This is a genomic window from Lamprocystis purpurea DSM 4197, from assembly GCF_000379525.1.
Lineage (GTDB): Bacteria > Pseudomonadota > Gammaproteobacteria > Chromatiales > Chromatiaceae > Thiodictyon > Thiodictyon purpureum.
Genome location: NZ_KB902549.1, coordinates 1 through 26726, shown reverse-complemented (window position 1 = coordinate 26726; position 26726 = coordinate 1). Strand labels below are relative to the sequence as shown.

General features: G+C 66.5%; 20 protein-coding genes. 7 read left to right on the top strand and 13 right to left on the bottom strand.

Annotated features, from left to right (window positions below; translation table 11 throughout):
- Nucleotides 1-655: formylglycine-generating enzyme family protein (locus tag A39O_RS0127855; protein WP_020507943.1), on the top strand; the 655-nt coding region annotated here is incomplete at its 5' end.
- 326 nt (nt 656-981) lie between these two features.
- On the opposite strand, the gene A39O_RS0127850 is transcribed toward A39O_RS0127855, so the two are convergent.
- From A39O_RS0127850 to A39O_RS0127820, 7 genes are read right to left on the bottom strand one after another with little or no spacing between them, the layout of a single operon-like run.
- Complete coding sequence (locus tag A39O_RS0127850; protein ID WP_020507942.1) at nt 982-2322, bottom strand: ABC transporter permease; 1341 nt, start codon at nt 2320-2322, stop codon at nt 982-984.
- 3 nt (nt 2323-2325) lie between these two features.
- Nucleotides 2326-3096, bottom strand: coding sequence for an ABC transporter ATP-binding protein (locus tag A39O_RS0127845; RefSeq protein ID WP_020507941.1), 771 nt, complete (start codon nt 3094-3096; stop codon nt 2326-2328).
- A gap of 10 nt (nt 3097-3106) precedes the next feature.
- Entirely contained in the window at nt 3107-5170 is a 2064-nt protein-coding gene (locus A39O_RS0127840) for a vWA domain-containing protein (RefSeq protein ID WP_020507940.1), read from the bottom strand.
- A gap of 45 nt (nt 5171-5215) precedes the next feature.
- Complete coding sequence (locus A39O_RS0127835) at nt 5216-6733, bottom strand: hypothetical protein (RefSeq protein ID WP_020507939.1); 1518 nt, start codon at nt 6731-6733, stop codon at nt 5216-5218.
- Nucleotides 6734-6735: 2 nt separating this feature from the next.
- Complete coding sequence (locus A39O_RS0127830) at nt 6736-9531, bottom strand: virulence factor SrfC family protein (RefSeq protein ID WP_020507938.1); 2796 nt, start codon at nt 9529-9531, stop codon at nt 6736-6738.
- A 9-nt stretch (nt 9532-9540) separates the two neighbouring features.
- Complete coding sequence (locus A39O_RS0127825) at nt 9541-12528, bottom strand: virulence factor SrfB (protein ID WP_020507937.1); 2988 nt, start codon at nt 12526-12528, stop codon at nt 9541-9543.
- A gap of 33 nt (nt 12529-12561) precedes the next feature.
- Nucleotides 12562-13671: a hypothetical protein gene (locus A39O_RS0127820; protein ID WP_020507936.1), complete on the bottom strand. Its 1110-nt coding sequence runs from the start codon at nt 13669-13671 to the stop codon at nt 12562-12564.
- 329 nt (nt 13672-14000) lie between these two features.
- On the opposite strand from A39O_RS0127820, the gene A39O_RS0127815 reads away from it, so the two are divergent.
- Both A39O_RS0127815 and murB read left to right on the top strand, forming a co-directional pair.
- Nucleotides 14001-14609 carry a DUF3782 domain-containing protein gene (locus A39O_RS0127815; protein WP_020507935.1) on the top strand — a complete coding sequence of 203 codons (609 nt, stop codon included), beginning with the start codon at nt 14001-14003 and terminating at the stop codon, nt 14607-14609.
- 76 nt (nt 14610-14685) lie between these two features.
- Nucleotides 14686-15753, top strand: a complete 1068-nt coding sequence (gene murB, locus A39O_RS0127810; RefSeq protein ID WP_020507934.1) for a UDP-N-acetylmuramate dehydrogenase — start codon at nt 14686-14688, stop codon at nt 15751-15753.
- A 195-nt stretch (nt 15754-15948) separates the two neighbouring features.
- Here murB and A39O_RS0127805 read toward each other — a convergent pair whose 3' ends face one another.
- Genes A39O_RS0127805 through gltX form a run of 3 tightly spaced genes read right to left on the bottom strand, consistent with a single transcriptional unit; the run spans nt 15949 to nt 19555 of the window.
- Entirely contained in the window at nt 15949-16566 is a 618-nt protein-coding gene (locus A39O_RS0127805) for a hypothetical protein (protein ID WP_020507933.1), read from the bottom strand.
- Nucleotides 16563-18098, bottom strand: a complete 1536-nt coding sequence (locus A39O_RS0127800) for a hypothetical protein (protein ID WP_157640468.1) — start codon at nt 18096-18098, stop codon at nt 16563-16565. The genes A39O_RS0127805 and A39O_RS0127800 overlap by 4 nt, the downstream gene beginning before the upstream one ends.
- Before the next feature lie 41 nt (nt 18099-18139).
- On the bottom strand, nt 18140-19555 hold the full coding sequence (gene gltX, locus A39O_RS0127795; RefSeq protein ID WP_020507932.1) for a glutamate--tRNA ligase: 1416 nt from the start codon (nt 19553-19555) through the stop codon (nt 18140-18142).
- 95 nt (nt 19556-19650) lie between these two features.
- Here gltX and A39O_RS0127790 point away from each other — a divergent pair, with 95 nt between their 5' ends.
- The 3 genes from A39O_RS0127790 to A39O_RS0127780 all read left to right on the top strand — a co-directional run bounded on the left by A39O_RS0127790 (nt 19651) and on the right by A39O_RS0127780 (nt 22346).
- Nucleotides 19651-20022, top strand: coding sequence for an Mth938-like domain-containing protein (locus A39O_RS0127790; protein WP_020507931.1), 372 nt, complete (start codon nt 19651-19653; stop codon nt 20020-20022).
- 56 nt (nt 20023-20078) lie between these two features.
- Nucleotides 20079-20747 (top strand): hypothetical protein, encoded by a 669-nt coding sequence (locus A39O_RS0127785; RefSeq protein ID WP_020507930.1) that lies wholly within the window; start codon nt 20079-20081, stop codon nt 20745-20747.
- A gap of 165 nt (nt 20748-20912) precedes the next feature.
- Nucleotides 20913-22346: a dihydrolipoyl dehydrogenase gene (locus A39O_RS0127780; protein ID WP_020507929.1), complete on the top strand. Its 1434-nt coding sequence runs from the start codon at nt 20913-20915 to the stop codon at nt 22344-22346.
- On the opposite strand, the gene A39O_RS0127775 is transcribed toward A39O_RS0127780, so the two are convergent.
- The 3 genes from A39O_RS0127775 to A39O_RS0127765 form a co-directional block, all read right to left on the bottom strand.
- On the bottom strand, nt 22312-23574 hold the full coding sequence (locus tag A39O_RS0127775) for a RuBisCO large subunit C-terminal-like domain-containing protein (protein ID WP_020507928.1): 1263 nt from the start codon (nt 23572-23574) through the stop codon (nt 22312-22314). The genes A39O_RS0127780 and A39O_RS0127775 overlap by 35 nt on opposite strands.
- Nucleotides 23575-23688: 114 nt before the next feature.
- Nucleotides 23689-24699 (bottom strand): transketolase family protein, encoded by a 1011-nt coding sequence (locus A39O_RS0127770; protein WP_245561997.1) that lies wholly within the window; start codon nt 24697-24699, stop codon nt 23689-23691.
- Between the two features lie 226 nt (nt 24700-24925).
- Nucleotides 24926-25870: a transketolase gene (locus tag A39O_RS0127765; protein WP_020507926.1), complete on the bottom strand. Its 945-nt coding sequence runs from the start codon at nt 25868-25870 to the stop codon at nt 24926-24928.
- A 288-nt stretch (nt 25871-26158) separates the two neighbouring features.
- Between A39O_RS0127765 and A39O_RS0127760 the strand changes: the two genes are divergently transcribed.
- The gene (locus tag A39O_RS0127760; protein WP_020507925.1) at nt 26159-26434 is read left to right on the top strand and encodes a Uma2 family endonuclease; all 276 of its coding nucleotides are present in this window, start codon (nt 26159-26161) and stop codon (nt 26432-26434) included.
- Nucleotides 26435-26726: the final 292 nt, after the last annotated feature.

Here is a 26726-nt window from a genome sequence, read left to right as displayed (position 1 = left end):
GGTGCGACTCGCCCCCTTTGCGATCGGTCAGACCGAGGTCACCTTTGCCCAGTACGATGCCTTCTGCGCGGCGACCGGGCGACAGCCGCCGGACGACCGCAGCTGGGGGCGGGGTCAGCGGCCGGTGATCAATGTCAGTTGGGAGGACGCGGTGGACTATGCCGCCTGGCTGTCCAACGAGACCGGGGCGGCGTATCGCTTACCGACCGAGGCAGAATGGGAATATGCTGCGCGGGCCGGAACCACCACGCCGTTCTGGACCGGGCGCTGCATCACGACCGACCAGGCGAACTTCAAGACCGACCAGGCGAACTACGACGGCAACTATGACTATTATGCCGGCTGCGGGGCCAACACTGGGGTCTACCGAGCACAGACGGTCCCGGTGGGGAGTCTGCCGGCCAACCTCTGGGGCCTGCATGAGGTGCATGGGAACGTCTTGGAGTGGGTGCAGGATCGGTATCATGGCCGCTATCAGGGTGCGCCCTCGGACGGCCGTGCCTGGGAGGCGGGGGGCATGTCCGCGCGGGTGGTGCGCGGCGGGTCTTGGAGCCTCAACTCCGGGAGCGCCCGCGCCGCCTACCGCGGCAGCTACGGGCCCGTGAGCCGCAGCGGCAATCTCGGTTTGCGTCTTGCCAGGACTTTATCCCCTTAATACCTTTACCCCTTTACCCCCTGTCAACAGACCATAGCCAGCGCGCGAGCCGGGGGCGGTCTTGGGGGGCCAGGGGGACGCGCCACCTAGTCGCGAAATTTTTTTCGCACCCGCCGCGAACGATGAGGGTCGCGCAAGGCCGCCCACACCTGGAATTGCTGGAGACGATCACCGCGCGCCCGCCATCCGGGGGTAAACTGTCCCCCATGGCACCATCCCCCCGCAAACCCTGGCACCGCTGGTTCGGCATTCTGTTGGTTCATCGGTTCCGAACGCCGCCTGACGGCGGCGGGCCGGCAGGCTGCCGGCGGTCCCGCGCGCGGCGCTCAGGTCTCACGCAGGCATTCGGCGGCATCGACCCGGCTGGCGCGGTAGCCGGCGGCGCTGGCGGCCAGCAGGGCGACCAACAGGGTGATGCCGACAGCGGCGAGCAGGTGTTCCGGCGCGAGCCGGCAGACGAAGCCGCGACCCGCCAGGTTCTGGCCGAGGTTCTGGTTGAAGGCGGCGGCGCCGGCGAGGTAGCCGATATAGGCGAAGCAGAACCCGCCGACGGCGATGGCCACTGATTGGGCCAGCGGCACCAGCACGACGGTGCCGTTGCCGAATCCGTAGAGCCGCAGGAGGGCGAGGCTGCGGCGCTTGCGGTCCACATTGACCCACAGGGCACCGCCGAGGGCCAGTACGCCGCCCAGGGTGCCGATGAGGGCAATGACCTGGAAGACGAAGCCCAGGGTGTCCGCCAAGGCCATGACGATGTGGATCCGCTCCGCCTGGGTGCGAATCTCCAGGCCGTCGGCGCGCATGGCGGCGGCCAGGGTTTCGACGCCCGGCAGATCCCTGGCATAGACGCGGGCGTTGGCGTACTGGGTGCGGGCGCTGGCCAGCGGACCAGCCAGGTCCGCGGTGGTGAGGCTGGCGCGGAGCCCGTCGCGGTAGTCCTCGGTGGCGACGAGGAGATCCAGACGACAAAAGACGGCGTCGCCGGCGAAGCGGTTCTCCGGTACCGTGCCGGTGACGCGCAGTTGCAGGACGGCGTTCTCGCGGTTGCTGCCCGTGCCGCGGCGCACCACGGCGGTGACGGCATCGCCAGGGGCCAGGCCGAGTTTTGCGGCCAGGGTGGCGGTGAGCAGCAGTTGATCAGGCGCCGCCGGCGGGTCGACGCGGGCGGCGGGCAAGGGCTGGTCGGGGGCCGGCGGCGGCAGCCAACGGCCCAGCAGGCGGGTGATGAAACCGGGGGGTTGGGGCGGCGGGTCGACGGGCAACAGGGGGTCGCCAACGGCGCTGGGGATCATCTCGACCGCGGCAACCTGGCGGTGCCCGTCGGTGTTGGCAAGATCGATGGTGGCACTGATGGTGCGGGTGGTCGGCAGGATGAAGCCCAGGTCGGGGCGGGCGGCATAGCGGGCAAACCAGTCGGACTCCAGGCGGGTATTGCCGTAGACCGTGACTTCGAGCGTGCTCGGCTCTTTGAGCAGGTCGTCGATCATGGTGGCGACGACGCCGTTCTTGAGCCCGAACAGGAGCAGGACCGGGGCGACGATGGCCGCGACGGTGAACAGCAGGACCAGGGTGGTGCGCCGATCATGGGCCAGGTCCTGAAGCGCGAGGCCCAGACCCTCGCGCCAACGGCGGCGCAGGCGACGTTCAGGGGATTGTTGCTGATCCATGGGTTAGTCCGCAAAGCGCCAGGCGAAGCCGGTCGCCGGTTTCTGGTCAGTGCCGCTGACGGTCCGCAGGCCCAATTGCGCCACCCGGTCGACTTCGTGGGTGGCGATGAGCACGGCGATGCCGTGCTCTTTGGCCTGCGCCAGCAACAAGTCCATGACCCGATCGCCGAGACCGGGGTCCAGGGCGGAGGTGGGCTCGTCGGCCAGGACCAGGGCGGGGCGGTGAGCCAGCGCGCGGACGATGGAGGCCCGCTGCTGTTCGCCGACGGAGAGTTCATGGGGCTTCTTGTGGAGTTTTCCGCCAATATCGAGCCGTTCGATCATGGCATCCAGGTGGGCATCGCGCGGCGGCAGGCCCAGCGAACGGCGGATCAGGGCCAGGTTGCCGGCCACGGTCAGGAAGGGGAGCAGACCATGAGTCTGGAGCACGAAGCCCATGGAGGTGCCGCGGATCTCGGCCAGAGCGCCATGGGCACGACGGTTCCAGAGCTTACCGAGATCGATGTTGCGGCCATGTCCCCGCCACAGGAAGCGCCCGTGGCGGTGGGGCGCACTCAGGAGCCCCAGTAACTCCAGCACGGTGCTCTTGCCCGAGCCGCTGCGTCCGGTGATGGCGACCAGTTCGCCGGGGCGGAGTTTGAGGGCGGGGACCTCGACCGTGAAGCGCTGATTTCCCGCGCCGCGGCTGAAGGTCATGCCTTCGACGTCCAGCAGCAGGGACGGCGGCCGATGGGTCAGGGCGTGGCGGCGCGCGGGAGGGGGGAGTTTGAGCATGGGCGGCGCCTCACGGCATGTCGGCGAGCGGCACCGGGTAGACAAAGTCTCCCGAGGCGTCCGCGGTTTGGGCCGGGTTGACCCAACCCTCCCAGTCCTCGTTGTAGCGGGCGTACTGGCGCAATTTGCGCTTGAGATCGTTGGTGAAACCCACCTGCTTTTCGGACCCCCAGCTGGTCCAGGTGTCCTGACTCAGCGCCATAACCTGGCTCTGGTAGGGAAGGTCACCCAGGTATTCGTCGAGCAGCCCGAGATCCGCCAGCTTCTTGGCGTTCTCGCTGCGCGCGAGCGCCGGGTCGCGGCCGAACTGGGTGGCGATGGAGCGCAGCGTATCGAAGAATTGGACCGGTTTGAGCATGCCCTCTTCCGCCCCGTTGACGATTTTCTGGAGAATCATCTGCAGATCGCTCAACTGGTTCTTGGTGAGCAGGACGCGCACCTCCACCGTCTCCTTGGTGGGGTCGGCGAAGTCACGGTCACTGATCCAGGCGTCGAACAGGATGGGGGCGCGGGTGTCGGTCCGGTTGCCCAGGTAGCGCAGGCGCATGGCCTGCCCCAGGGCGTTGGCGATCTCGCGGATGTTGCGCTCGGTGGCGTCCGCCGGGGCCGGCTGCGCGGCCGGGCGCGGCGGGGTACGGCTGGCGGGTGCGGCCGCGGTGCCGATGCCCCCGGTGTTGTCGCCGACGTTGGCAACGATGGCCCCGGCCAGGGTATCGACGGCACGGCGGAAATCCTTCTCCGAGCCGCCGTCGATGGGCAAATAGGCTTCGGTCTGAAAGCGTGAGTTGCGGGCGAGTTCACGGTACTGGTCCGCGGCGCGCTGGTGGTCGCCGACACCGGCCGGGGTCTTGAGGTGCAGGATAGTGATGGCAACCTGCTTTTCGCCGGCCAGGGAGGCGAGCCGCGCCGCATCCAGGCCGGACTTGGACTCCACCCGCAGGCCGTCCGCCATGGTGCGGCCGTCGAGCGCCCCGGCGTCGGTGATCAGCACGATGAAGCGGGCATCGAAGTCCTGCCAGGGGGTCTTGTCGAGGGCCTCGGCCACGCCCGCAAAGGCGTCCTCGTCGAAATAGTCGGTGGACCACTTCGCCTCTTTCAAGCCTTTCACCCGCTCAATAAACGCCTCGGCGTCGTCGGCCTGGGAGGGATCCACAAAGGCGCGGGCGACGTATTCGAGATCGCGGGTCCGGGCATCGTCCTTGGCCTCGGCACGAAAGGCGACCAGCCCGAAGCGGACCCGATCGATGACCTGGGCATCGCGTAAACGCTGGTAGACGTCGGCGACGGCTTGCTTGGTCTGCTCAATATAAGGCCCCATGGAGGTGGTCGAGTCGATGACGAAGACGACCGCCGCACGAAACTGCCGCGCAGGTTCGGAAGGTGCCGCGGGTGCGCTGCCGGCCGTGGTCCCGGTGTGCGGCGCGGGGCCGCCGTCCGCTTCCTGCTCGGTGACGGAGGCGATCCGCAGCAGCCGCACCGATTCGCCGGAGGCCAGGGTGGTCTGGACGTGATCGAGGATGGGGAGCAGGTAGAATTTCTCCCGGATGTCGACATAGGTTTCCGGTTCCAGGGCGACGACCCGCGGGTCGCGGCGACCTTGTGCGATGTCGCGCACGAGCGGTCCGACAACGTCACCTGGCCGCGGCGATTTCAGGACCTTCTCCAGGCTGGCACGGGAGTCGAAGAACACCAGGCGGTCGCGCACCGCCCCGGGGTTGGTCAGGACCAGGATGAGCTGCTGTTTCCATGGCACCGTGTCCTTCTCGGCGACCCAACCTTGGTTGGCCCCCTTGGTATCGGTGCCGACCCGCAGCCAAGGCGCTCCGCCGGCCCGGCGCCGCTCATAGACATAAAGCTGGCTGAAGGCGGTGAGCAGCCGGGTATCGCCATTGGCGACCTCCCCCGGGGTTTCGCTCAGGCGCGCGCCGGGGCGGGTGAGTACGCGTTCGAAAAGGGACTGCTTGCCCGGTTGCAGGATCGGCGTTTCGTTCGCCGCACTCATCCCGGCCAGGGGCACGAGGAGCAGCGTCAGGGCGACGAGGAGGAGGAGCGGTGCGAAGCGTCTCTGATGCATGATTCCGATGCTCTTATTGTCTGGTGCGGGCGGGCGTGCGGAAGATCACTGACGGTTCTCCCAGGTGCGGATGGCGGGCCGCGGCTGACCCTGAGTGCGCAGCGCATCCAGGGCGGGCTGGGCGGCCGGGACACCCCCCTCGGCGGCCAGCTCATAGTATTCCCGCGCATTGTTCGGGCTGGGTTGGGTGATGCACGGCGAGGGCTGGAAGCCCACCGGGTCATACAGGCGCGCGACCTGGGCGGCGACCTCGGGGTTGGTCCGGGCGGCGCGGTCATAGAGCAGGATGACGGCCGGACAGTCCCCCTGGCTGGCTCGCCGCTCGGCCTGGGCTTGGTAGGTGGCCGCGTCCGGTGCCTGGTCGACCAGCCAGCTCACATACTCCGGGCCTTTGAGTTGGGGGGCGTCGTAGGGGGCGGGGGCGGGCTCGCTGGCCGTCATGCCGCCGCTCGGGCTGTCGCTACCGCCAGGACCCGGCGTCTGCGCGCCCTGGTCGTTGGGCGGCGGCGGGTCACGGATGATCTGAAGGTCCTTCTCGCCGTCGGTTTGGGTTTCCTGGGGTCCGGCCGGGGTCGCTGCGGTGCCCGTCACCTGGCCCGCACCCTCTGCGGCGGGGTCCGGCACCGATGGGGTCTGAGCCGTGCCCGGGTCCGCGGGGGCGGGAGCGGTGCCCGTTTCGGCTGGCGCATGAGCAGTCGTCTGGACCTGGCCGTTAGGGAGGGCGCCGAGCCACAGGGCGCCCGCGGCGACCACGACGGCGATGCCCAAGCCGGCAACGCCGGCCAGCAAGGCCCAGCGGCGGGGGACGCGCTTCCAGAGGGGTAGGCCAGGGGTTTCACCCGGCGGGAGGAGGCGCGTATCCGAGCCTATGATCTCGCCGTTGATTCGCAGGCGGCCATCTCCCTGCCCGCCATGCCAGCGCGCTGAGGCGCGAAAACTGTCGGCACGGTAACACTGCACCAGGGCATTGACGATGTCCGTGCCGACGCGAAAAGACCGGTTGGCCGGGTCGGGGAGCATCTCCAACCGGTGCCAATACCGCTCATTCTGCCAGTCGACCCCGCTGCCGATGTACTTTTCATCCGAGCACCGCTGGATGGCACAGTCCAGGCCCTTGTCTTTCGCCGGAATCGCGAGGCCGTTGATCCGGATGCGGGCGTACCCAGGTGTGGTGGACGTGAGATCGAATTCCGGGGTTTCACCTACCGAGGTGAGGCGCGCATCCGAGCCCATGAGTTCGCCGTTGATTCGCAGGCTGGCATCGCCCTGCCCGCCCTGCCAGCGGGCCGAGGCTCGAAAACTGTCGGCACGGTAACACTGCACCAGGGCATTGACGATGTCCGTGCCGACGCGAAAAGACCGGTTGGCCGGATCGGGGAGCATCTCCAGCCGGTGCCAGTACGGCTCATTCTGCCAGTCGGCCCCGCTGCCGATGTACTTTTCATCCGAGCCCCGCTGGACGGCAAGGTCCAGGCCCTTGTCTTTCGCCGTGATTGCGAGGCCGTCGATCACGATGCGGGCTTGGCCGGGCGCGGTGGACGTGAGGTCGAATCTGGGTGCCATGGTCAACGGGTTCCTGTGGGCTCATGGATGGGGTCCGCGGCGGTGAAGCGACGCGGCCTGGTGGCGTCCGCTGACCGATCAGGGTCGTCGGTCGGCGCGGCTGGCTCTTGCTGGGGCAGGCGGCTGACCAGGTCATCCAGAATCGCGCCGAGACGCCGGTTTTCTTCCGGCGGGATCTCCTGCCCGACCGCATGACCCGTGTTGTTGACCGCCAGGGCGACGAGGGCGCGCAGCCAGTCGGTGGCGTACCGCGTGGTGAAGGGCTCCGGATCGGGCGACAGGTCCGGCACCTGGCCGCTGGTGATGGGCGGCGGCGGGGCAAACAAGGATGCGGTCGCGGACGCGCGCGCTGCCGGTTGGCCGGCCGGCGCGGACGTGCTGCCGCCGGTCGGAGCCCCGGTCGGGGGCGGCGCAAAGGCTTCCAGCGAATCGATGAAGGCGCACAGGATAAAAAAGACGGCGTCGACCTGGCGGGAGGCCAATTGGTGGCGCGTGCCGCCTGCGATATTTTCGTTCCGCCGCAGGGCGGTCGCGATGAGCGGCTCCAGACCGTGCCGGTCGGCGCCGGTGACAAGTTCATCGATCAGGTCATCCCACCGTTCCCGCGCAAGACCGAAGTAGGTCTGAACCGGCGGCTGGTCGGCCAGCTCTTTGAGCTGCTGCACCCAGGTACGCATGGCGTCCCTGGCAAAGCGGGCGGCCCGGTCCGGGGGCGGACTGAAGGGCGCTTGCCCGGGGGCCGCGGGCATTCCATCGTTGAGGATATCCGCGAGTGAGATGGAGAGATCACTGGCCAAGGCCGCCGGAGGGACGGCCTCGCCGCCGTCGTCTTCGATACCGGTGCGCAGGTACAGCGCGCGCATCTGGTCGCGGGACGGTTGCAGCAGATAGATGAGATCGCCGAGCAACTGCGGTCTGGCTGCCAGCGGCTGCATGATGGCCGCGGCCAGCGCCTTCTTATCAGTGACCGCCACCGCGCCCTCGGCCCGGTAGAAGCGTTTCAGCCATTTGTCCGCGATCTCGGCGGCCCGACTGTCGAGCTGGTCGCGGATGCGGCGCAGGCGCGCTTCGTGGTCGACCGCCAGGGTCAGGTGCTCCAGCAGTCGCGACACGCCCCCATCGTTGGCCGTGATCATGGCATCCCAGGCGACATCCGGGTCCCGCAGGTGTTTGCGCACCAGGGGGTGCTCGCAGAAGGTCTTGCGCAGGAGATGCAGGCGTTCGGTCTGGGCCGGGAGCAAGTCAAATTCCTGCTCGCCCTCGGTGCGGATCACGGCGCCGGCTTTGCCCGGCTTGCGGACCGGGAACAGGTTGTCGAAACATTGGCCCGGGGTCCACTCATGCAGCCACTGATATTTGCCGAAATGCTCCAGGAGCGCGAGCTTGATCAGCCCCTCCCAACTGCTGCGCAGGGTGTCCGTGGTCTGTCCGGGCACCACGTCGAGGCGTTGGTCGAACTTGGTCAGGGCCCAGACCAGGCCCGGGCGATGCCGCGCCCGCGCGGTCGGGTCGGCGCCCTGGGTGGTGTTGATCCAGGACGCGATGACTTCGCCCAGATCGCTGACATCGCTCTGTTGATTGGCCGGAGTACATAACACCAGGGCGCTCATGGCCTGGCCTTCGGTATACCGCTCGAACAGATAGGCCACCTTGCCGCGCAGCAGGAGCTGGGCCACCGGATCGAGTTGATCATCGCGGAGTTGCCGGCGGACGTCCGCCAGATCGGTGATGGCCAGGCGCCCGCGGTATCCGGGGAAATCGAGCAGATCGACTTGCCTCAGCAGGTCGGCTTTGGGCGGGTCCGCAAGGAGCAACTCGATCTCGGCGGTCAGGGCGGCCAGGACCGAGCGCGGCACGGAGATGGCGTCGGTCGGTCCCGCGGCCCCGGTCGGAAGGACGCGCAGCGTATCGTCCAGATCTTTGCCGAGCCGCTCCAGCACATCCACATCGACGATGCTTCCAGCCGGGGTCCAGCCGCCTTCGGGGGACGGGGCGACCAGGGCGGCCAACTGGCAGTCGACCGTGGACGCATAACCCAGCTTGGTCAGCGAGCGGTAGAGCAGGCGAAAGGTCTCGGTCAGCTCCGGTACATTACCCCATAAGAGCGCGAACAGTTCGGCCCGATCATCCCCTTCAAGATGGCCGACCAGCGCGCTGGCGGTTGGCCAGAAATCCGCCTTCAATGGATAGGTACTATGCGCAAACCGCTGTTCGAAATAGTCCTGAATCTCGATGACGTCGTCGGCGTCCAGGCCTGGCACGGGCTGAGGACGGCGGCGCTGCGCCAGCGCGGCGAGCTGGTCGCGGACCTTGACGCCATCGATCTCGAAGGGGGCGCGTTCGCGGTCGAAATCGTTAAAAAAGGCGTTGCCGAGAATCTTGACCAGATCGGCCGCGCAGAGCAGGTGGAGGCGGACCGGAAATCCAGCCGCCGTGGTGAACGGGCGGCCGGTCAGGCGGGTGACAAGGCCGGTGGCCTCTTTGCCGCCACCAGGGGGGTTGACGTGGGTGAGGAAATTCAGACGTTCGCCGCCGACGGCAAGGTCGAGCTGACCGGCCGGATTGGCCGCCAGCGCGGAGATCAGATACGACTTGCCGGCTTGCGACAGGCCAAAGAAACCGACGGTGAAGGGCCGGTCGGCGGTGCGGGCCAGCGCGCGTGCGCTGTTGCGGACGCGCCGCAGGTGCAGCGTCAGGGCCGTCGATTCCTGATCGAGCCGCGGGGATTTGCCGCGGTTAGCGTCAACCCAGGCAATGGCGGCGGCGCCGGCGTTACGAATTTGGAGGCATCGTTGCATGGCGCTCCCCTAGGCGGTGGGAATGTAGATACTGCCGCTGTCCAGCCAGTAGTTGTCGTCGTTCAAACCGACGGTGGTCAGGGTGTTGAGCCGCAGGTGAACCGTGTCGCGGCTGATCGGGCGGCCCGCTTCGTCTTCCACGCGGGCGACACACAGATATTCCTCACGCCCCAGGCCCGGACAGCGTTCCAGCCAGACGCGCAGCCCCCGGACCAGGTTTGACATCGGGCTTTGAGGCTCCTGGTCGACTTCGACCTGATACAGCGGTGAGGCCGTCCAGCGATCCACCGCGATCTGTCGGTAACCCAGGCGGGTGGGTCCGAGGAGCTTGAACGGGCGCGACGGCAGCTCGTAGTCCGCTTGGTCCAGCCGCAATTGGGAATACAGCAGATCCTTTTCCTCGATCTTCATCGTGTTGTCCATGATGCCCAGATTGCGCACCGTGGAATAGGGGAAAAACCGCGTGGAGTCCAGAAAGAAATTGGTCAGGTGTCCCTGTCCCAACATGCACAGCATGGCGCCGACCGCGGCGGTGGTCTTGGGGTCTTCGATCAGACCGCGACGGTGGAACGGATACCAATTGCCGGTGCGGTAGTGATGCAGTGGGATGATCCGATCCGGCGGCAGCGGGAGCAGCGAACGGATGAGCGACTGAATGCCGGGCAGTCGCGACGGACGCCCGGTCAGCAGCAGCACGTCGCAATCATATCGGTAGATCACCTCGCACAACGAACGGATGGGTTTGCCCAGTTCGAATTGATCACCCAGAAACAGCCGATGGACCCGCGCCAGATCGATGGCGACCGGGATTGCCATGGGATCAAAGGTGTTCCCGTCGGTGGTCGCATGAGCGCCCATGATGTTGTGCACGAACTCGAGCACGGTCGGGGATACCGCGCTGCCGCCGCCCTGGGCGATCAGGTCGCTGATCGTCAGGGTTCGGGGACCGATGCCGCTCCAGGGGTCGTAGTCCTCGATGAGCGCCAGCAGCGCCAGGCCGGCGGGATACAGCAATTGCACGACCAGTTGTTGCCGCAACACGCGGTCACGCGCGTCCAGATGCTCCGCGCCCATCATGCGCGCCAGCAGTGGCGCCGGGTCCGGTACCCCGGCCGCTTTGAGAGCACGTTCAAATGCCGGTATCAATAGGGTGCGAATAATCTGGAGGACAATGTCGTCACCGGCGATTCGGAAACCGTCGCGAAAGCGCTGTTCGGGCACGATGAAGGCGTTTTGTCCGCTGCCTTCGCTATCGTAGACATAGTCGTTGATCACCAAGTCCGTGGTGCCGCCCCCGATATCCATGGTCGCAATCGTCAGGCGGCGACCCTGGTCGACGCCTTGTCGGCGGGCGGCGCGGAGGAAAAATTCATTGACCCGGCCGCCGTAGTTGTTCTGCGTTTCGTTATAGAGGTAGACAACCTGGCCACAGGTCGCCTCGTCCCAGCCGATCTTGATGGCCGGCAAGGGCGGCCAGGCGGTCTGCTCGCCGTCGCCGTCAAGCGGGTCGTCCTCCGGATGCCAGCGCAGCGCCTTCCAGACGATGCCGACGGCTTCGCGGACGCGACTCTCGAAGATATCGCGCTCCTGCTTGGGCATGGATGGGGGGATGGTCAGGACGATGGAACGCAGGTGACGCGGCAGGTCGGAGTAGTCCATGCGCAACCGCTGATCGGGGCTGTTGATCTGCCGCACGGCCTGGGCCAGGACCTCGGCGATCATGAAGGTCATCATGGAACTGCGCGAGTAGTGCGGCTTGAAGACCGGGATGCGCTCGTCCTCGGGCAGTGTGAAGAGGGCGCGGCCCTCCTCATTGACGAGCATGGAGACGGGCGGGGCCACCGCCTTGGGTTCGATCGCCGCGCGGGCAAAGGCGCTGTTGAAGCGCCAACCCGTCGGGAAGCGCTCGGTGTCCCACAGGTAACGTTTGGGGCTGGAGATCCCGGTCGCCCCCCCGGTGCCGCGCCGGCCGCCGGCCAGCCGGGCCGCTTCGGGTCCGACGCGGCCGATCGTCGGCCACTGGAATGCCCCGCTGCGGCCACTCTTGGCGGCCCAATGTTCTTTTCCGAAGAGTGGTTGAGCCAGCTCCAACCGGCTCTCGAAGGGCTCGCGATAGGTCTGCTCACTGCGCGAAAGATCGCGGAGTTCCAGTTCATAGCGGTGCTTCAAACGGTCCGGTTCCCGCGGGTGCTGCTCGACCAGAATGCCGCAGGAACGGGAGTTGCCGATATCCAGCACCATATCGACACTCAGGACCGTCCCTTGGTCGTCGCGGCGATCACTGATGAGCTTGATCTCCGGCACCTGGGCCGCGGGTCCGATGACGGCGAGCAGGTTCAGGTGGTGTGCCTGGTGAACCAAGCGGCTCTTGGCCTGTTCCAGATCGCCCGGTGCCAGATGCAGCTCGGTTTCCGCGCCTTCGTCCAGACATTCGCGAAGCCAGCCGTCGACCCAGGGCAACGCGGAGAACCAGTTGACATGGTCGGAGTGCCGGGCGGCATCGGGCAGCTGGAAAATGGCGCCCGCCTGGACGTCTGGGTCGGTTGGCGCCAGGTAACGGCGCTCGGGATCGTCCGCAAACACGGTGGTGTCGACGGCCAGGGTGAGCCGATGGGTGTGCCCGTTGTGGTCCTGCTCAGACGGGGCGAGTGCGACGAGTCGGGCGCGCGCCCAGGTCTCGGGGCCGTTGGCGTAGCGATAGGGCGGGTTTTGACGCAGGAGCGGCACCGGCAACCAGACGCCGTCGAACAAGCGCAGTGATTCGTCGAGCCCCACCTGAAATTGTGGCTTGGCGGTCTGTGCCGGCTGGTCGGGGCGTTTGAAGGTCCCCGCCTGGTCGTCATAGACCAGCCGTAACAGCCCCGGTCCGGCGTCGTTGGCAATGAACTGGCCGGTCTTGCGATGCGGGTCCAACGTGAGTCCAAAATCCAGAAACTGCACGCCGCTGTTCATGATCAGCGTGACCCGCGCCTCGAATAGTTCCAATCGTGCAAGCATGTCTTTCGCTCCGGGTCTGGTGCCCGCTCTCCGCTACTGTTGTCTGCCGAGTTCAACCTGGAAAACCGTGCCGTTGGGAAAGCTCCCGGTGCAGGCGGCCCGGCGGTCGGTGCTGGGCCGACAGGTGACGGTGACGCCGAAAAATGGCGCCCGATCCGGACAACGGATCTCGTCGCGGGGGATCAGCGTCAGGGTATCGTCGGCGAACGCCGCATCGATCGACGCACGGCAGACGGTACCCGATTGCTCGGTGATCAACACCTCGCCGACACCGTCCTGAAGTTCGTAGGCGAGCGCGATCGGGTGTTTGCTCTCGGAGTCGATCAGTGCATCGCTGCGCGCCTGCCAGCGACCGGTCAGGAAGCTCAATGAGCCGGTCTCCCCGGTGACGGACGGAAACACGAGTGGATCCAGGGGCGGCTCGGCGGGCGGCGTCGGGACGGCCACGGCGGCAACGTCCGTGGGACCTGTCGGCACTGGCACCAGTGTCGATTGATACCAGATGAGTCCGGCGAGCAGGATGATGGTCAACAGCACCAACAGGACCGTCCACCACCACCCACGGCCACGGCTTCTTGCGGGCCGGTTGGGGTTCCGGTCCAGCGTCGACGGCTCCGTGATTGCGTCTCCGGGGGCGGGCTTGGCTGGTTGCCGGGATGGGCGGATGGTGACGCCGCCGGCCGGCACGCCGGTGGACGACTCGCCGCCGCGCTGCCGAAAGCCCCAGAAGGCCAGCACCGGCCGACTGCCGACGCGAAAGATGTGCGACTGATCGGGGATGGTCGCCGCGTGTTCCAGCAGCCGGCCTAAAGTCTGCCAGGCGGGCCGGTCGTCGCCGATCAGTTGTCGGCTGAGGTCGAGCACTTGGGTGCGTAGCGCCTCGACCTGCTCCAGGATGGCAGATCGCTGCTCATCGGCGAGCCCGTTCCATGGGGTGACGGCGCCGGGCTCAGGCGCGTACCAATCCAGCGTGTCGCCGTAAGCGTTCTGCTGTGGCACGGCAAACGACGCGGCGACCTCCGCGCCGAGGCGGCGCTGCATCGCGCCGCGTAGCTCGGTTGCCGACCCGAATAAGGTTTCACCGCCGACACCGAGTGGCTCAAACTCAGTCAGGGTGCCGCTTTCCAACAGGGGGCCGACCATGCCGTTCCTCGCTTAACTATCGGCGATTTTCGCTGAGAATCCTGTATGCTGATTTAACCACAAATCTGATCAAGGATTCGACCCCAAACTTGAGTCCCGACTTGAGTCTTTCAGGGGACACTGAAAGGCGACGACAGCAATTCGAAGTTTAAGGGTCTCGTGCGGCCCATGGTGGATGCGGCGCGCTTGACCGACGTGCTGAATCCAGAACAGCGTGCGGCGCGCCTTATCCACCCAACGGAGCCCGTTTCGCCGGCTGGGTTGGGCGCGAGCGAAACCCAGCGTTGGCGCTATACTCCTGCCATCGCCACGACCGGAGGGAGCAACCCATGGCCACGACCGCCGATGATGTCTTGGCCTTGTTGCGCGAACTGACCGCAGCGCAACGAGAGACCGAGCGGATGTTTCAGGAGACTGACCGCCGGTTTCAGGAAACCGACCTGCAATTTCAGGAGCTTGCCCGCGAGCGGCGCGAGACCGATCGCCAGATCAGGGAGCTGGGCAAACAAATCGGCGGCCTGGGCGAGAAATTCGGCAGCTTCACCGAGGGGCTGGCCTTACCCTCCATGGAACGGCTGCTGCGCAAGCGTTTCGGCATGGAGGTCATCAGTCCCAGCGTGCGCGCCACCAAAGACGGGCAGCACCTGGAGATCGATGTCCTGGCCTACGCCAACGGCGCCGTCAACGCGGCCTATCTGGTCGAGGTCAAGAGTCACCTGCGCGAGGAGGCGATCACCCAGTTGCAGAACCTGCTGCGCCGGTTTCGGGACTTTTTCCCCGAGCATCGGGAGAAACGGCTCTACGGCATCCTGGCCGCGGTGGATCTGACGCCCACCTTGCGCGAGCGGGTTCTGCGGGAGGGTTTCTATGTCGCGCGCATTCATGATCAAGTCTTCACGTTGGAGGTTCCCGCCGGTTTTGAGCCTCGCGCCTATTGAACCCTTGGCGTCGCCGCGGTGAAGCCGAATTTCCTGATGATGTCGCTGGAATGTTATGCCTAATCCCGTGCCCAGGATGATTCAAGAGCAAGTCTCTCTCCTGCCGTTTAACACGTTACGTCTGGATGTCAACGCGCGCTACTTCGCCGCGGTGCAATCGGTGGCTGATCTGGAGCGGCTGCTCAAGGACCCGCGTGTCGCGGACAACGCGATCCTGGTGCTCGGTGGGGGGTCCAATATCCTCCTGTCGAAGGACTTCGACGGCGTTGTTCTGAAAATGGAGATCAGCGGCCGGTCGGTCGTTTACGAGGATGACGATGTCGTCGATCTCGCGCTCGGTGCCGGCGAGGATTGGCCGTCGGTGGTGGAGTTCGCCGTCGCCCACGGCTGGGGCGGGATCGAGAATCTCGCGCTGGTGCCCGGCACCGCGGGCGCGGCGCCCGTGCACAACATCGCCTGTTACGGCCACAATTTGCACGAGAGCCTGTTGTGGGTGGAGTCGCTCGATCGCAACAGCGGCGCGCTGTGCCGGTTTCGTGTCGACGACTGCGGTCTGGGATACCGCACCAGTATCTTCAAGCAGGAACTCAAGGGACGCCATATCGTCGTGCGCATCTGTCTGCGCCTGCGTAAGCGTCCGATTCTCAACACCAGCTATCAATCGCGCTATGAATCCGTTGCCGGCGAACTGGCACGGCTCGGGCCGCCGCCGTATGGGGTACGCGAGGTCTTCCAGGCGATTGTCGGCATTCGCCAACGCAAGCTGCCGGACCCGGCAAGGGTGGGCACGGTTGGCAGTGTCTTCATGAATCCGACAGTGACCGTTAAGCAGCTTCAGGCGATCAAGGCCCTGTGTCCGGAGATTCAGTCTTATCCGGCGGAGCAGTTGGTTTACGGCGATTTTTCCGTGGATCAGGACGGCGACAATGCGCGGGTCAAGATCCCGGCGGCCTGGCTGATCGAGGATATGGGATGGGCGGGAAAGCAGGTCGGACACTGCGGGGTCTGGAAAACGCAGCCGCTCAACATCGTCAACTATGGCGGTGCGACGCCCCGCGAGTATCTCGACTTCTTACAGGCAGTGCAGGATGCAGTCTATCAGCGGTATGGGGTCAGACTCGATCCGGAAGTGGTCATCATTTGACTGGTGCTTCCCATCGCGGAGCATTAGCCTCGTAGGGTGGACAAGCGCAGCGCAGTCCACCAGCGACGGCACGGGATTCGGTGGACTGCGCTAGCGCTTGTCCACCCTACAGCCGGAACGATGATCAAGGCCCTGGAGCGCCTGCTCGACACTCCCACGCTGGAGCGTGGGAGCGAGAGGCAACAATCCGCCGCATCAACCGGCCGCATCGGCGTCCGAATCGCGCGACGCTCTCAGCTTGCGCCGGCTCCGGTTGGCAATGGCTGGCACCGACTGCGGGGCCTCGATGATGTTCAGAGCCTTTTCCTGCTCAGACAGCCGCCGGTTGGCGATCAGCTTTTCCTGGCGGACTCGGACGCCGTAGCCGAGCGCCGCGCCGCCGGCGGTGGCGAGTGTGAGCAACCCCAGGGCCATGAATTGGGTGAGCATCATGGCGACGCCCAGGCCGACGGCGCCGCCGACGACCACCCCCGACTTCAGACTCATGCCCGCGCCGAGTCCGCCGCGCGCGGCCTTGGCGATGCTGCGCACGTCCTTGATCCGCTGTTGTTCGGCCTTGACGCGGATCTGTTCGCGCTCTTTGGAGAAGCGCTCCGAGGCACGCGAGACCACGTGCTTGCGTTCGGCGCCGACGATGGTGCTGAACCAGAGTGCGACCAGAAAGCCGATCGACAATCCGAGGATCAGGAACAGCGGCCAGGTGGTCTGCCAGTTCGTGGTCAGTGCGATGTAGACCAGCAGCCCGGTCACGCCCTGCAAGAGCACGATCCCGATGAGAAAGCGGATCAGGTTGGGAATCCCGAAGTTGATCATGACCTGCGCACTGCCTTGGTTGACGCACGTTTAGGAACTTTCTTGGCGGGCGGGGCGGGCTTGGCCGCGGCCTGGTTCGCCGCCGGCGCACTGTTGCCTGCAGCCGCGTCGGCCGCGTCGGCCGGCCCGGTGAGCGCGGCGGGCTGAGCGCCGAGCCGGAAGACCCAGGCGTCCTTGAGTGCCGGGCTCAGATCGACCGCGCTGACCTTCCGGCTGAAGAGTCCCAGGAGGCGGTCGCGAATCGCGGTAAGGCCCTCGGGTCGGCCCTGCTGCTCGGCGGGAACCGGGCGGTCATAGGCATCGACCACGGCATAGAGATACTCGGTACCGATATTCGACAGGTCGGTGACCAGCCGCGGCGCGACCGAGTTGCTGGGCAGCAGACGCGGTTCCAGACTGGAGATCAGAAAGGGGCCGGGGAGCAATGTCAGCCGCTCCGCCAACTCCGCCTGATTGCGGCTGCGCAAATAACGACTCAGGTCGCCGCGCATCCCTGCCGAGAGTTCAGGCGCGCTGCGCTCGATGAGCGTGGTGTCGTCGTCCTCCTCGGGTCGGATGGCGATCAGAAAGGCGTGGGCCTCCGGGGTGGGATTCTGCGGCGTCGCCGCGCCGGCCAGGACATAGGTCTCGATGATGCGCAGCAGTTCGGCGTACCGGGCGCGCTGATCTTCCACGGCGGGATCGAAGGCGCCGCCCAGCAGGACGAAGGTATAGATCCCGAAACCGGGGGTGGCGTTGCTGTACAGGGTGCCGGGTGCGGCGGCGCTGGCGACCCCATAGGCGGCGGCCTGGGATGGAAAATAGGCCATGGAGTAGGCGAGGGTGCCGGTATCGCGGGCCGGTTCGGAACGTTGCACCGGGGTCACCAGATCCTGTTTCAGCCCGCTGGAGGCAGCCGCCCGGATGGTTCCCTCGGCACCGGGACCGCTCAGGAAGAGCGCGCGATTCAGGACCGCGGCAACCACCGTCGTGCCGCCCTGGGCCACCAGTTCACGCACGACGGCAGCCAGCGAGCCGCAATCGCCCTGGATCAGCGCCTCGGTGGCGAAGGCCGGATCCACGTTGGACAGGTACAGGTCGGTCACCAGCGGCTTGAGATAGTCCTGTTGCTTGTTGATCCGCGCCGAGCCGCAGATCAAGGCCACCTCGCGCCGCAGTTCGGGCAAGGTCTGACTGAAGGGTGTAAAAATCGGGCCGCCCTCACCGACCGGGACCGGTTCCGCCGCCGGCGTATTGAGGCCCAGGGCCTCGCGTGTCGTGCGCCATTGGGGGGCGGGAGGGGCGCTCAGGTCGGGTGGCGTGGCCGCGGGCGTCGGTGTTGACGCCGCGTCCGCTGTGGTCAGGGTCGGCGCGGTCTGGGCCATTGCGGGAGCCGGGCCGATCCGCGCCCAGGCGGGTAGGCGCATGGCGCAGCCGCCCAGCGTCAGCACGGCGAGCAGGCCGACGCCGAGCACTGCCCGGGCGGCCCGGCGCCGCGGCCCGCGCCGTCGGGGCTGGACCGGCCGATCGCGTCTTGGTGGGAACTGGCTCAAGGTCAGGGTTCCATGGTGTGGGTGCGCCGCATGATAGCGGATCAGACGGCACCCGCGCGGGCATCGATGTACGCCAGCGCCCGGTCGATCCGGCGCAGGACGGCGTCTTTGCCGACCAGTTGCAGCGTGACGTCAATGCCGGGCGAGGCGGCGCGCCCGACGATGGCGACCCGCAGCGGCTGCGCCACTTTGCCGAGTTTCTCGCCAAGTTCCTCCGCGACACCCTCGACGACATGATGCAGGGATTCGGGCGTCCAGTCCTCCAGGGCCATCAGTTCGAAGGCCGCCTTGAGCCGGGTCAGGGGTTCGCGGGCCACCGGGCGCAGATGCTTCTTGGCGGCATCGGGATCGTAGTCGGCGAAGTCCTGGTAGCAAAAGGCGCTGATCGCGGCTAATTCGACCAGAGTGCGGGCGCGTGCGGCCTGGGCCTGGACCACCAGCACCGGGTCCGGTCCGACCGTGGGGTCGATGTCGAGCCGACCCAGGTGGGGGCGCAGCAGGTTGGCGACATGGCTCGGGTCGGCGACCTTGATATATTCCTGGTTGAGCCAGTCGAGCTTATCGGTGTTGAAGCTGGAGGCGGCCTTGTTGACGTCCGTGATGTCGAACAGGTTGATCATCTCATCCATGCTGAAGATCTCCTGGTCGCCGTGTGACCAGCCGAGCCGCACCAGGTAGTTGAGCAGGGCCTCGGGCAGGTAACCGGCGTCGCGGTACGCGATCACGCTGACCGCGCCATGGCGCTTGGACAGGCGTGCCCCGTCGTCGCCCAGGATCATGGGAACATGGGCATACTGGGGCGGCTCCACCCCCATGGCGCGCAGGATATTGATCTGGCGCGGGGTGTTGTTGATGTGGTCGTCACCGCGGATGACATGGGTGATCGCCATGTCGGCATCGTCGACGACCACCGCCAGGTTGTAGGTGGGTGAGCCGTCGGTGCGGCGGATGATCAGGTCATCCAACTCCTGGTTGCTGAAGACCATCCGGCCGCGGATCAGGTCATCGACCACCACCTCGCCGTCCAGCGGGTTGCGGAAGCGGATGACGTGGGGAGTGGCGGGGTCGACTTGATGTTCGCGGCAACGGCCGTCATACCGGGGTTTGAGTTTTTGCGCCATCTGCTCCTCGCGCATGGATTCCAGACGCTCCTTGGGGCAGTCGCAGCGGTAGGCCAGGCCGCGGGCCAGGAGGTCGTCGATGACCGCGTGGTAGCGGTCGAAGCGCTGGGTCTGATAGAAAGGCCCTTCGTCGTAGTCCAGGCCGAGCCAGGTCATGCCTTCCAGGATGGCGTTGACCGACTCGGCGGTCGAGCGCTCCAGGTCGGTGTCCTCGATGCGCAGGACAAACCGGCCGCCATGTTTGCGTGCATGCAGATAGCAAAAAAGTGCAGTGCGGGCGCCGCCGACGTGCAGATAACCGGTCGGGGATGGAGCGAAACGGGTACGGACGGTCATGATCGCACGGGACTCCCTGGGAATTGGCCCGGACATTGCGTAACGCATGGCCTGGGCGTTGGACAAGAGCGGGATTCTAGCAGTATGTTGCCGTCATGAGATTTGCCGAAACGAACGACAGCGCTGTTTATCTGGTCCAGGCCTACGGGCCCGAGGGGATCCGCGTCGGCGGGCGCACCCTCACCCGTGGTCTGATCCTGACCCCGGAGCAGATCATCGAGGACTGGGGGCCTCGGCGGATCGCCGACCTGGATCCAGGGCATCTGCAAACCCTGATCGCGTTGTCACCGGAAGTGATCGTATTAGGCACCGGTGCCGTACAGGTGTTCCCCGACCCGGCGTTGTACTTTGCGGTGCTGGAACGGCGGATCGGCTGCGAAGTGATGGACACCGGCGCGGCCTGCCGCACGTACAATATCCTGGTTGCCGAGGGTCGACGGGTGGCCGCCGCGCTGCTGCCCTGGTGACGCCCGGCGCCGGTTTTCAATTGCTAATCCTTAATCTCAGGAAGTCGTCCCAACTCATGGACCGTAAAATTATCCTCGGCGTGCTGACTGCCGCCATTCTCGGTTTTGTCGGCGTGCTGCTCCTGATGCCTCCGACCATTCAAGACGAGGTGGTACGCCTGCCCTGGCGGGTGACCACGGACCAGACCGGCCGCACCCAGGTCTTCGGCTTCACCCTGGGCAAGACGACGCTTGGCGAGGTGCGCAAGTTCTTCGGCGAGGACGGCAGCATCAACCTGTTCCAGGCGCCGGACGGCCCCGAGCCGCTGGGCGTCGAGGTCTTTTTCGAACAGGTTTATCTGCAGAGCCTGCGCGCCGACTTCATCGTCACCCTGGACGTCAGCCAACGGACCCTGGCACCCATGTATGAGCGCGGGCTGCGCATCAGCCAGATGGAAAGCGGCAGCAAGCGGGTGAAACTCGACCCAACCGATGTGGCGACCCTGCTCGCCAGTCCCATCCGTACCATCACCTATCTACCCCAGGCGCGACTCAGCACGGAGGTGATCGAGAAACGCTTCGGTGCCCCGGCCGAGCGCCGCATCGAGCCCGAAACCAACGTCGTCCACTGGCTCTATCCCGAGCGCGGCTTCGACCTCGCCCGGCACCCCAAGGGCAAGGTCGTCATCCAGTACGTGAACCGGGCGGACTTCGCGCGGCTGGTGCAACCATTGGGTGGATCCTGATCCTCACCCGACGTACTGCTGCAAATTGCTGCCGAACGGTATCCGAATCAGACAATTCCTACCTCAAACTCAGCCATCGACAGGCAGCTTTGCCTGACTGCTTTAGTTAGTATCGAAGTTGACAGGTTGGCTGGAAGACTTTGGTAAAGACCGGAGGCTGGGATCATGAACAGGCGAGTCGATGTCGCCGTTATCGGCGCGGGTCATGCGGGTTTGAGCGCGATCAGAGAGGTCCGTCAGTCGAACAAGCGCTTCGTGCTGATCAACGGCGGCGGCCCCGGCACCACCTGCGCCCGGATCGGCTGCGTGCCGTCGCGCGTTGCGCTCCATCTGGCGGAGGTCTGCAACGGCCGGCGTGCCGCCGACTGGCTTGGCCGCACGGGCGGCGCGTCCTGGGAGGTCGACCCGACCGCGGTGCTGGACCACATGCGCGTGCTGCACGATTCCTATATCGATTCGGCGCTGACCGGCGGCGTCGATGCGCTGGGCGATGCGCTGATCGAGGATTATGCCCGGTTCATCGGCCCCAACACGCTGCGGGCCGATGGCCAGACCATCGAAGCCGCCGCCATCGTCATCGCGACCGGTGCGCGCAGCGTCGTCCCCTCCGATTGGCAGGAGCGACTGGGCGACCGGGTCCTGACCATTGAAACACTGTTCGAACAGGACCAGCTGCCCGCGGCGGTGGCGGTGGTCGGCTTGGGGCCGATCGGTCTGGAGATGAGCCAGGCGTTACATCGACTGGGGGTGCGGGTGATCGGCATCGATGCCGGTGACCGCGTCGCTCACCTGCCCGACCCGATCGTCAATCAGGCGGCGGTGGCGATGCTGCGCAATGCGTTTCCGATCTGGCTCGGCGCGCGCGCCACGGCGGAGCGCAGCGGTGACAAGGTGCTGGTCCGCGCCGGGCCGAATCAGGTCCTGGTGGATCGGGTTTTCATCGCGACGGGTCGTCATCCCAACCTGGATCGCCTGGGCCTGAACATGGCCGGTTGTGCCACCGACAGCCGTGGTGTGCCGATCCATCACCCCGCAACCCTGCGGGTCGGCCGCCTGCCGATCTATGTTGCCGGCGACGCGGGCGGCACCCCGGCCAATCTGCAACTGGCCGCTGAGCAGGGTCGGGTCGCGGGCTACAACGCCTCTCACCACACGCCCATCACCCTGCCCGCCAAGACCCCCATGTCCATCGTCTTCAGCGAGCCGAGCATTGCGTGGGTGGGTCCCGACTGGTCCGCGTTGGATCATAGCCAGGTTCTGGTCGGGCAGATGCGCTTCGGTCCGCCGGGGCAGCCCGTGTCCTGCGGTCCGCATGGTGCGCTACTGCGGGTCTACGCGGATCGCCGGGATGGCCGCGTCATTGGCGGTGCCATGGTTGGACCTGGCAGCGAGCATTTGGCCCACCTGCTGGCGTGGGGTGCCCAGCAGTGCCTGACCGTCCACCAGATGCTGGAAATGCCCTTCTACCATCCGGTGGTCGAAGAGGTTCTGCAGGACGCCCTGAAGGAACTGGCGCGGCGGATTCCTCCGGTACGGTCGCGCGCGTCCACGCTGGGTCGATTGATCACCTGGCGGGGGCGGGCGGCACACGCGGCCTGATCGGCGAGGGTCGCGCCGCCCGCTCATCCGGCGTGATGGCGTCTCGGTCGTTGTCGGTTACTGAGCCTTGAGACCGCCCGTCCGCCGCGGTCACCGCCTCCACCAACATCCGGCAGTTCTTCACCAAATCGTCGCCCCGGTGCAGATCGCCGCCGATCAGGAGCATGCAGTCGCGGCCGTAGAAGTCGATCAGCTCGGGTACCCGCTCGAGACGCAGACCGCCCGCCGGTACCGGGAAAATCGGTCTGAAATGGCCCATGGGACGGACGGCGCCGTCGACGACCGCGCGGCAGTCCTCCTGGGTAAAGGCGAAGCGTCCGCCATAGCTCGGAAAGATGGTCGCGTCGGCCCCGGCCAGCCGGTTGAGTTGACCATAGAGGCAGCCGTGGGCGACGCCGCTGCGCGGGTCCAGGGTGAAACTGCCCTGGAAGGCCGGATGGCTCAGGATCGGCAGGTCCAGGGTGTCGTCATCGGCCAGGGTGCGCAGCGCATCCAGACCGGCGAGCCCTGGGCAGAATAGCAGGCCGCCCGCGCCGGCCGCCCGCGCGAACCGGGCGCGGCGGGCGATCTCCAGGGCGGGCGCGGTGACATTGGGCACATAGAGCGCATGTCCGCCCGTTTCCTGATTCGCCCGTGCGACCGCCTCGCCGCAGCGGGTGACGCGCTCGTCGAAGGGGCAGAACGTCTGATCGGCCAGTCCGTGGTCATCCTTGATCAGGTCGATACCGCCCAGGGCCAGCCGGTAGGCCAAATCGGCCAGTGCCCGTGGGCTTAGCCCCATGGGCTTGACGGCCGTGCACAGGAGCGGCCGATCCCGGACCCTGAGTCGGTCGCGCAGCCCCGCCTGTCCGAAGCGCGGTCCGCGATAGAGCAGCGCCAGGCGTTCCGACAGGTCGAAGCGCACCAGCCGAATACCGGGTTTGATGCTGCTATTGCCAAAGAGGCAGTTGACGAGTTGCGTCAGTTCCCGTCCGGCGACCTCGATCGGATAGCGGATGACCGCCTCCCAGCGGTCCTCCTCCAACTGCTCCAGGGCGACAAGCTGCCCGACGATCTGCTCGCGGATGGCCGCGTGCGGGATCAGATCCTCCGGAAACTCCACCGTCTGTTCCAGGCAGATGTCCAGCGCCCGCTGCCGCGCTTGCGTCGCGGTGGCCGCTCCGGCGAGGTGGTAAACAGCAGTGAAGCGTTCGCCGCAGAGAGTTAGCGGTTGATTGTCGGTATTCATTACGCTATTCCGACGCGATTTTTCATCACGTGTCTCAGCTCATCCAGTTCAGGCGGGATCGCTTGTTTGGCGAGTTGCCATTTTCCGATCGATTTCGCCAAGTCGACCTGAACGTCACAGGTCTTCCGTCTTGTCCGCCGTCCCCAGCGTCTCCAGCCGCACCCCGGTCAGCGCCGCCTCGGTGAGCCCAAGCCGAGCGCCGGTCAAGTCCTCCGCCGCGCGCACCAGAGCCATGGCGTCCAGTCCGTATTCGCGCAGCAGATAGTCGCGGCCGGCGCCGTGCGCGTAGGTGTCGCGCAGTCCGAGCCGGATCAGGCGTTTGCCCAGACCGGCCTCGGCCAGCGACTCGGCGACGGCGGAGCCCAGGCCGCCGATGATGCCGTGGTTCTCCATGGTGATGACACCGTGCCTGACGCCGGCAATCGTCTCCAGGATCAGGGGGTCGGTGAAGGGCTTCAAGGTCGAGACATGCAGATGAGCGACCGCGAGCCCGGCGGCACGTAGTGCGGCGGTGGCGCGCAGCGCTTCCTCGGTGCAGATGCCGGTGGACAGCACCGCCAGATCCCCGCCCGCGCCGAGCGGTCGAGCTTGCCCGAGCCGCAGCGGCGCGCCGGGGTCGAACAACCGCGGCACCTCGCCGCGCAGCATCCGCACATAGACTGGGCCATTGATCGCCTGGGCCGCGTCGAGCACGGACTCGACCTCGGTCGCATCGCCGCATTCCAGCACCGTCATGTTCGGCAGGAGGCGCATCAGCGCCACATCGTCGATCGCCTGGTGCGTCACGCCGCCCGCGGTGGTGAGGCCGGGCAGGAACCCGATCAGGCGGACCGGCAGGTTGGGGTAGGCGATCGACATGGCGACCTGGTCGAACGGGCGCCGGCAGATGAAGACCGCGAAGGTGTGGACGAAGGGGGTGAAGCCCTCGCGCGCCAGGCCGGCGGCGAAGCTCATCATGTTCTGCTCGGCCATACCCATCGAGAAGAAACGGTCCGGGTAGGCATCGCGGAACCCGTCCGCCTCGCAGGAGGCGGTGAGATCCGCGGAGAGCACCAGGACCTCTGGTCGGTCTTTGGCCCAGCGGACCAGGTTGACTCCATGGGGACGCTGCACTGTTTCGATCACGCTGGATCTCCATGCCGGTGGGAGCGGCAATCCGCCGCAAGCAGGCCGCGTTGCAGCCACAGGCGGTCGCCGCGGCCTTGAGTCATCGCGGCGGGAACCTCACACGGGGGGGCGCGGTTGTGCCGGACCCCCGTGGGAGCGGCGTCCCGCCGCGATGCGGTGCCAAAGTGCGCGGGGGGAATCGCGGCCAGAGGCCGCTCCCACGGGAACGAGGGTGTTGCGGTCATCAGGCGGCTGCCTCGCGCAGGGTTGCCAGCAGCTGGCTGTACTCGGCGAACTCCTGTTCGCTCTTGAAGCGAACATAATGGAGCTTGGGTGCGCGTGCGCGCAGCAGGTCGATGCCGCGGCAGGGATCGGTGCGGGCGATCACCACCAGCGGTCGGTCACGGTCCGTTGTGCGAGCGGCGGCGGCCGGGGCGGCGAGCGCATCGCTGTCGTGGCCGTCGACCTCGTGCACCTCGGCACCGAAGGCGCGCAGCCGCGCGGCCAGCGGCTCGATGGTCATGACGGACGCCATGGCTCCGTCGCACTGCTGGGCATTGGCGTCGACATAGACGCCGAGCCGGCCGATGCGGTGATGCGCCAGGGCGGCGAAGGCCTCCCAGGCTTGGCCTTCCTGGAACTCACCGTCCGACATGAAGACCCAGACCCAGCCGGGTTCCCCGCGCAGCCGCCGCGCCAGCGCGATGCCGCCGGCCTGGCTGATGGCCTGGGCCAGCGATCCGGCGGTGACCTCATGACCGGGGGAGTGCTCGGCACCGATCAGCTCCACCGTGCTGCCGTCCTGGTTGAACTGCGCAAGCGCAGCGGGTCCCAGCCGGCCGACCTCGATCAGCAGGGAGTAGAGCACGAGCGCATAGTGCACCGGAGAGAAAATGAAGCGGTCGAGCTCCGGCGCCCGCGGGCCGTTGTAGTCCGCACCGGTGAAACTGGCGGGATTGTCGGCGCCGGGCACGCCGGCGAAGGGACGGGGCGTCAGCGGCGCCTGACTCGGCCCCAGGCGCATCACGCGCAAATAGAGAGTCGCCAGCACCTCGGCCGCCGAACAGGCCTGACTCAGATAGCCGCCGTTGTGCAGCAGGGTGTGTTCGAGCACCCGGCGGCGCACGGCGGCGGCGACCTGGCCGACCTGGGTTCGGGGGTCTGGGGAAGGGAATCTGGCTTGGTCCATCGCGGGTCTCGGCTGGTTTCGATCGCTTGGCCGATTGTATCGCCGATTGGAGCGAGGTTACGCGGCTCAAGTGATGTGGTCGCGAGCCTCGATCAAGATTCCGGCCACTTGGGCTCGCCGGGTGCGTAGTCAGGCCATCCTGGCCTGACACCCTCAGGGCTGGAAGCCCTGACGACGCATGCCGCTGGCCGGGATTACCATCAAGGCCGTGGTCACGAGCCTGTCAGTCCCGCGCGGATCTGATATGGTTATGGCAATCCAAGCTCAAAGCCCCGGATCGCGACATGCTTGCGCCTGAACCGGCCAACCCCATCCACCGCATCAGCGTCGAGCAGTTCCAGTCTGGCCCTCGATCTTGGCGCCAAGCTGTCCAACTATGCCCGTGCTGGCATTCACCGCTATTGGGTGGTGGATCTTCGCCATCGCATACTGCACGATCACCGCGATCCGGACCGTTTCGGGCGGCGGTACCGCCAAGTGCATTCCCTGACTACGGGCGAGGTTGTCTTCGAGCTGGGGGATGCGCGGATCGGCGTGCCGGTGGCCGCGATCCTGCCGGACTGACGAGCCTCTAGCGGTGTCCGCAACCCCCTGAACTGAAAAGCCGCCCGGCGGTGGAAAACTTTCGTTTACCCCAGCCCGGAACGAACAATCAGTCAGTTGCGCGGGTGGGCTGGGGCGGCGGGCGAAAATTCNCCCCAGCGTNGCGGCGGGGTCGTGCAAAAAGGCGGCCGCCAAGGGATCATATCGTTATCGAGACGATCCTTTGCAGGAGGACCCCATGGCGGCCATTGAACCGAGCTTATTTGACTGGCGCGATGTTGACGCGCGCAGCGACCTGGAGCGGTTGTATCTG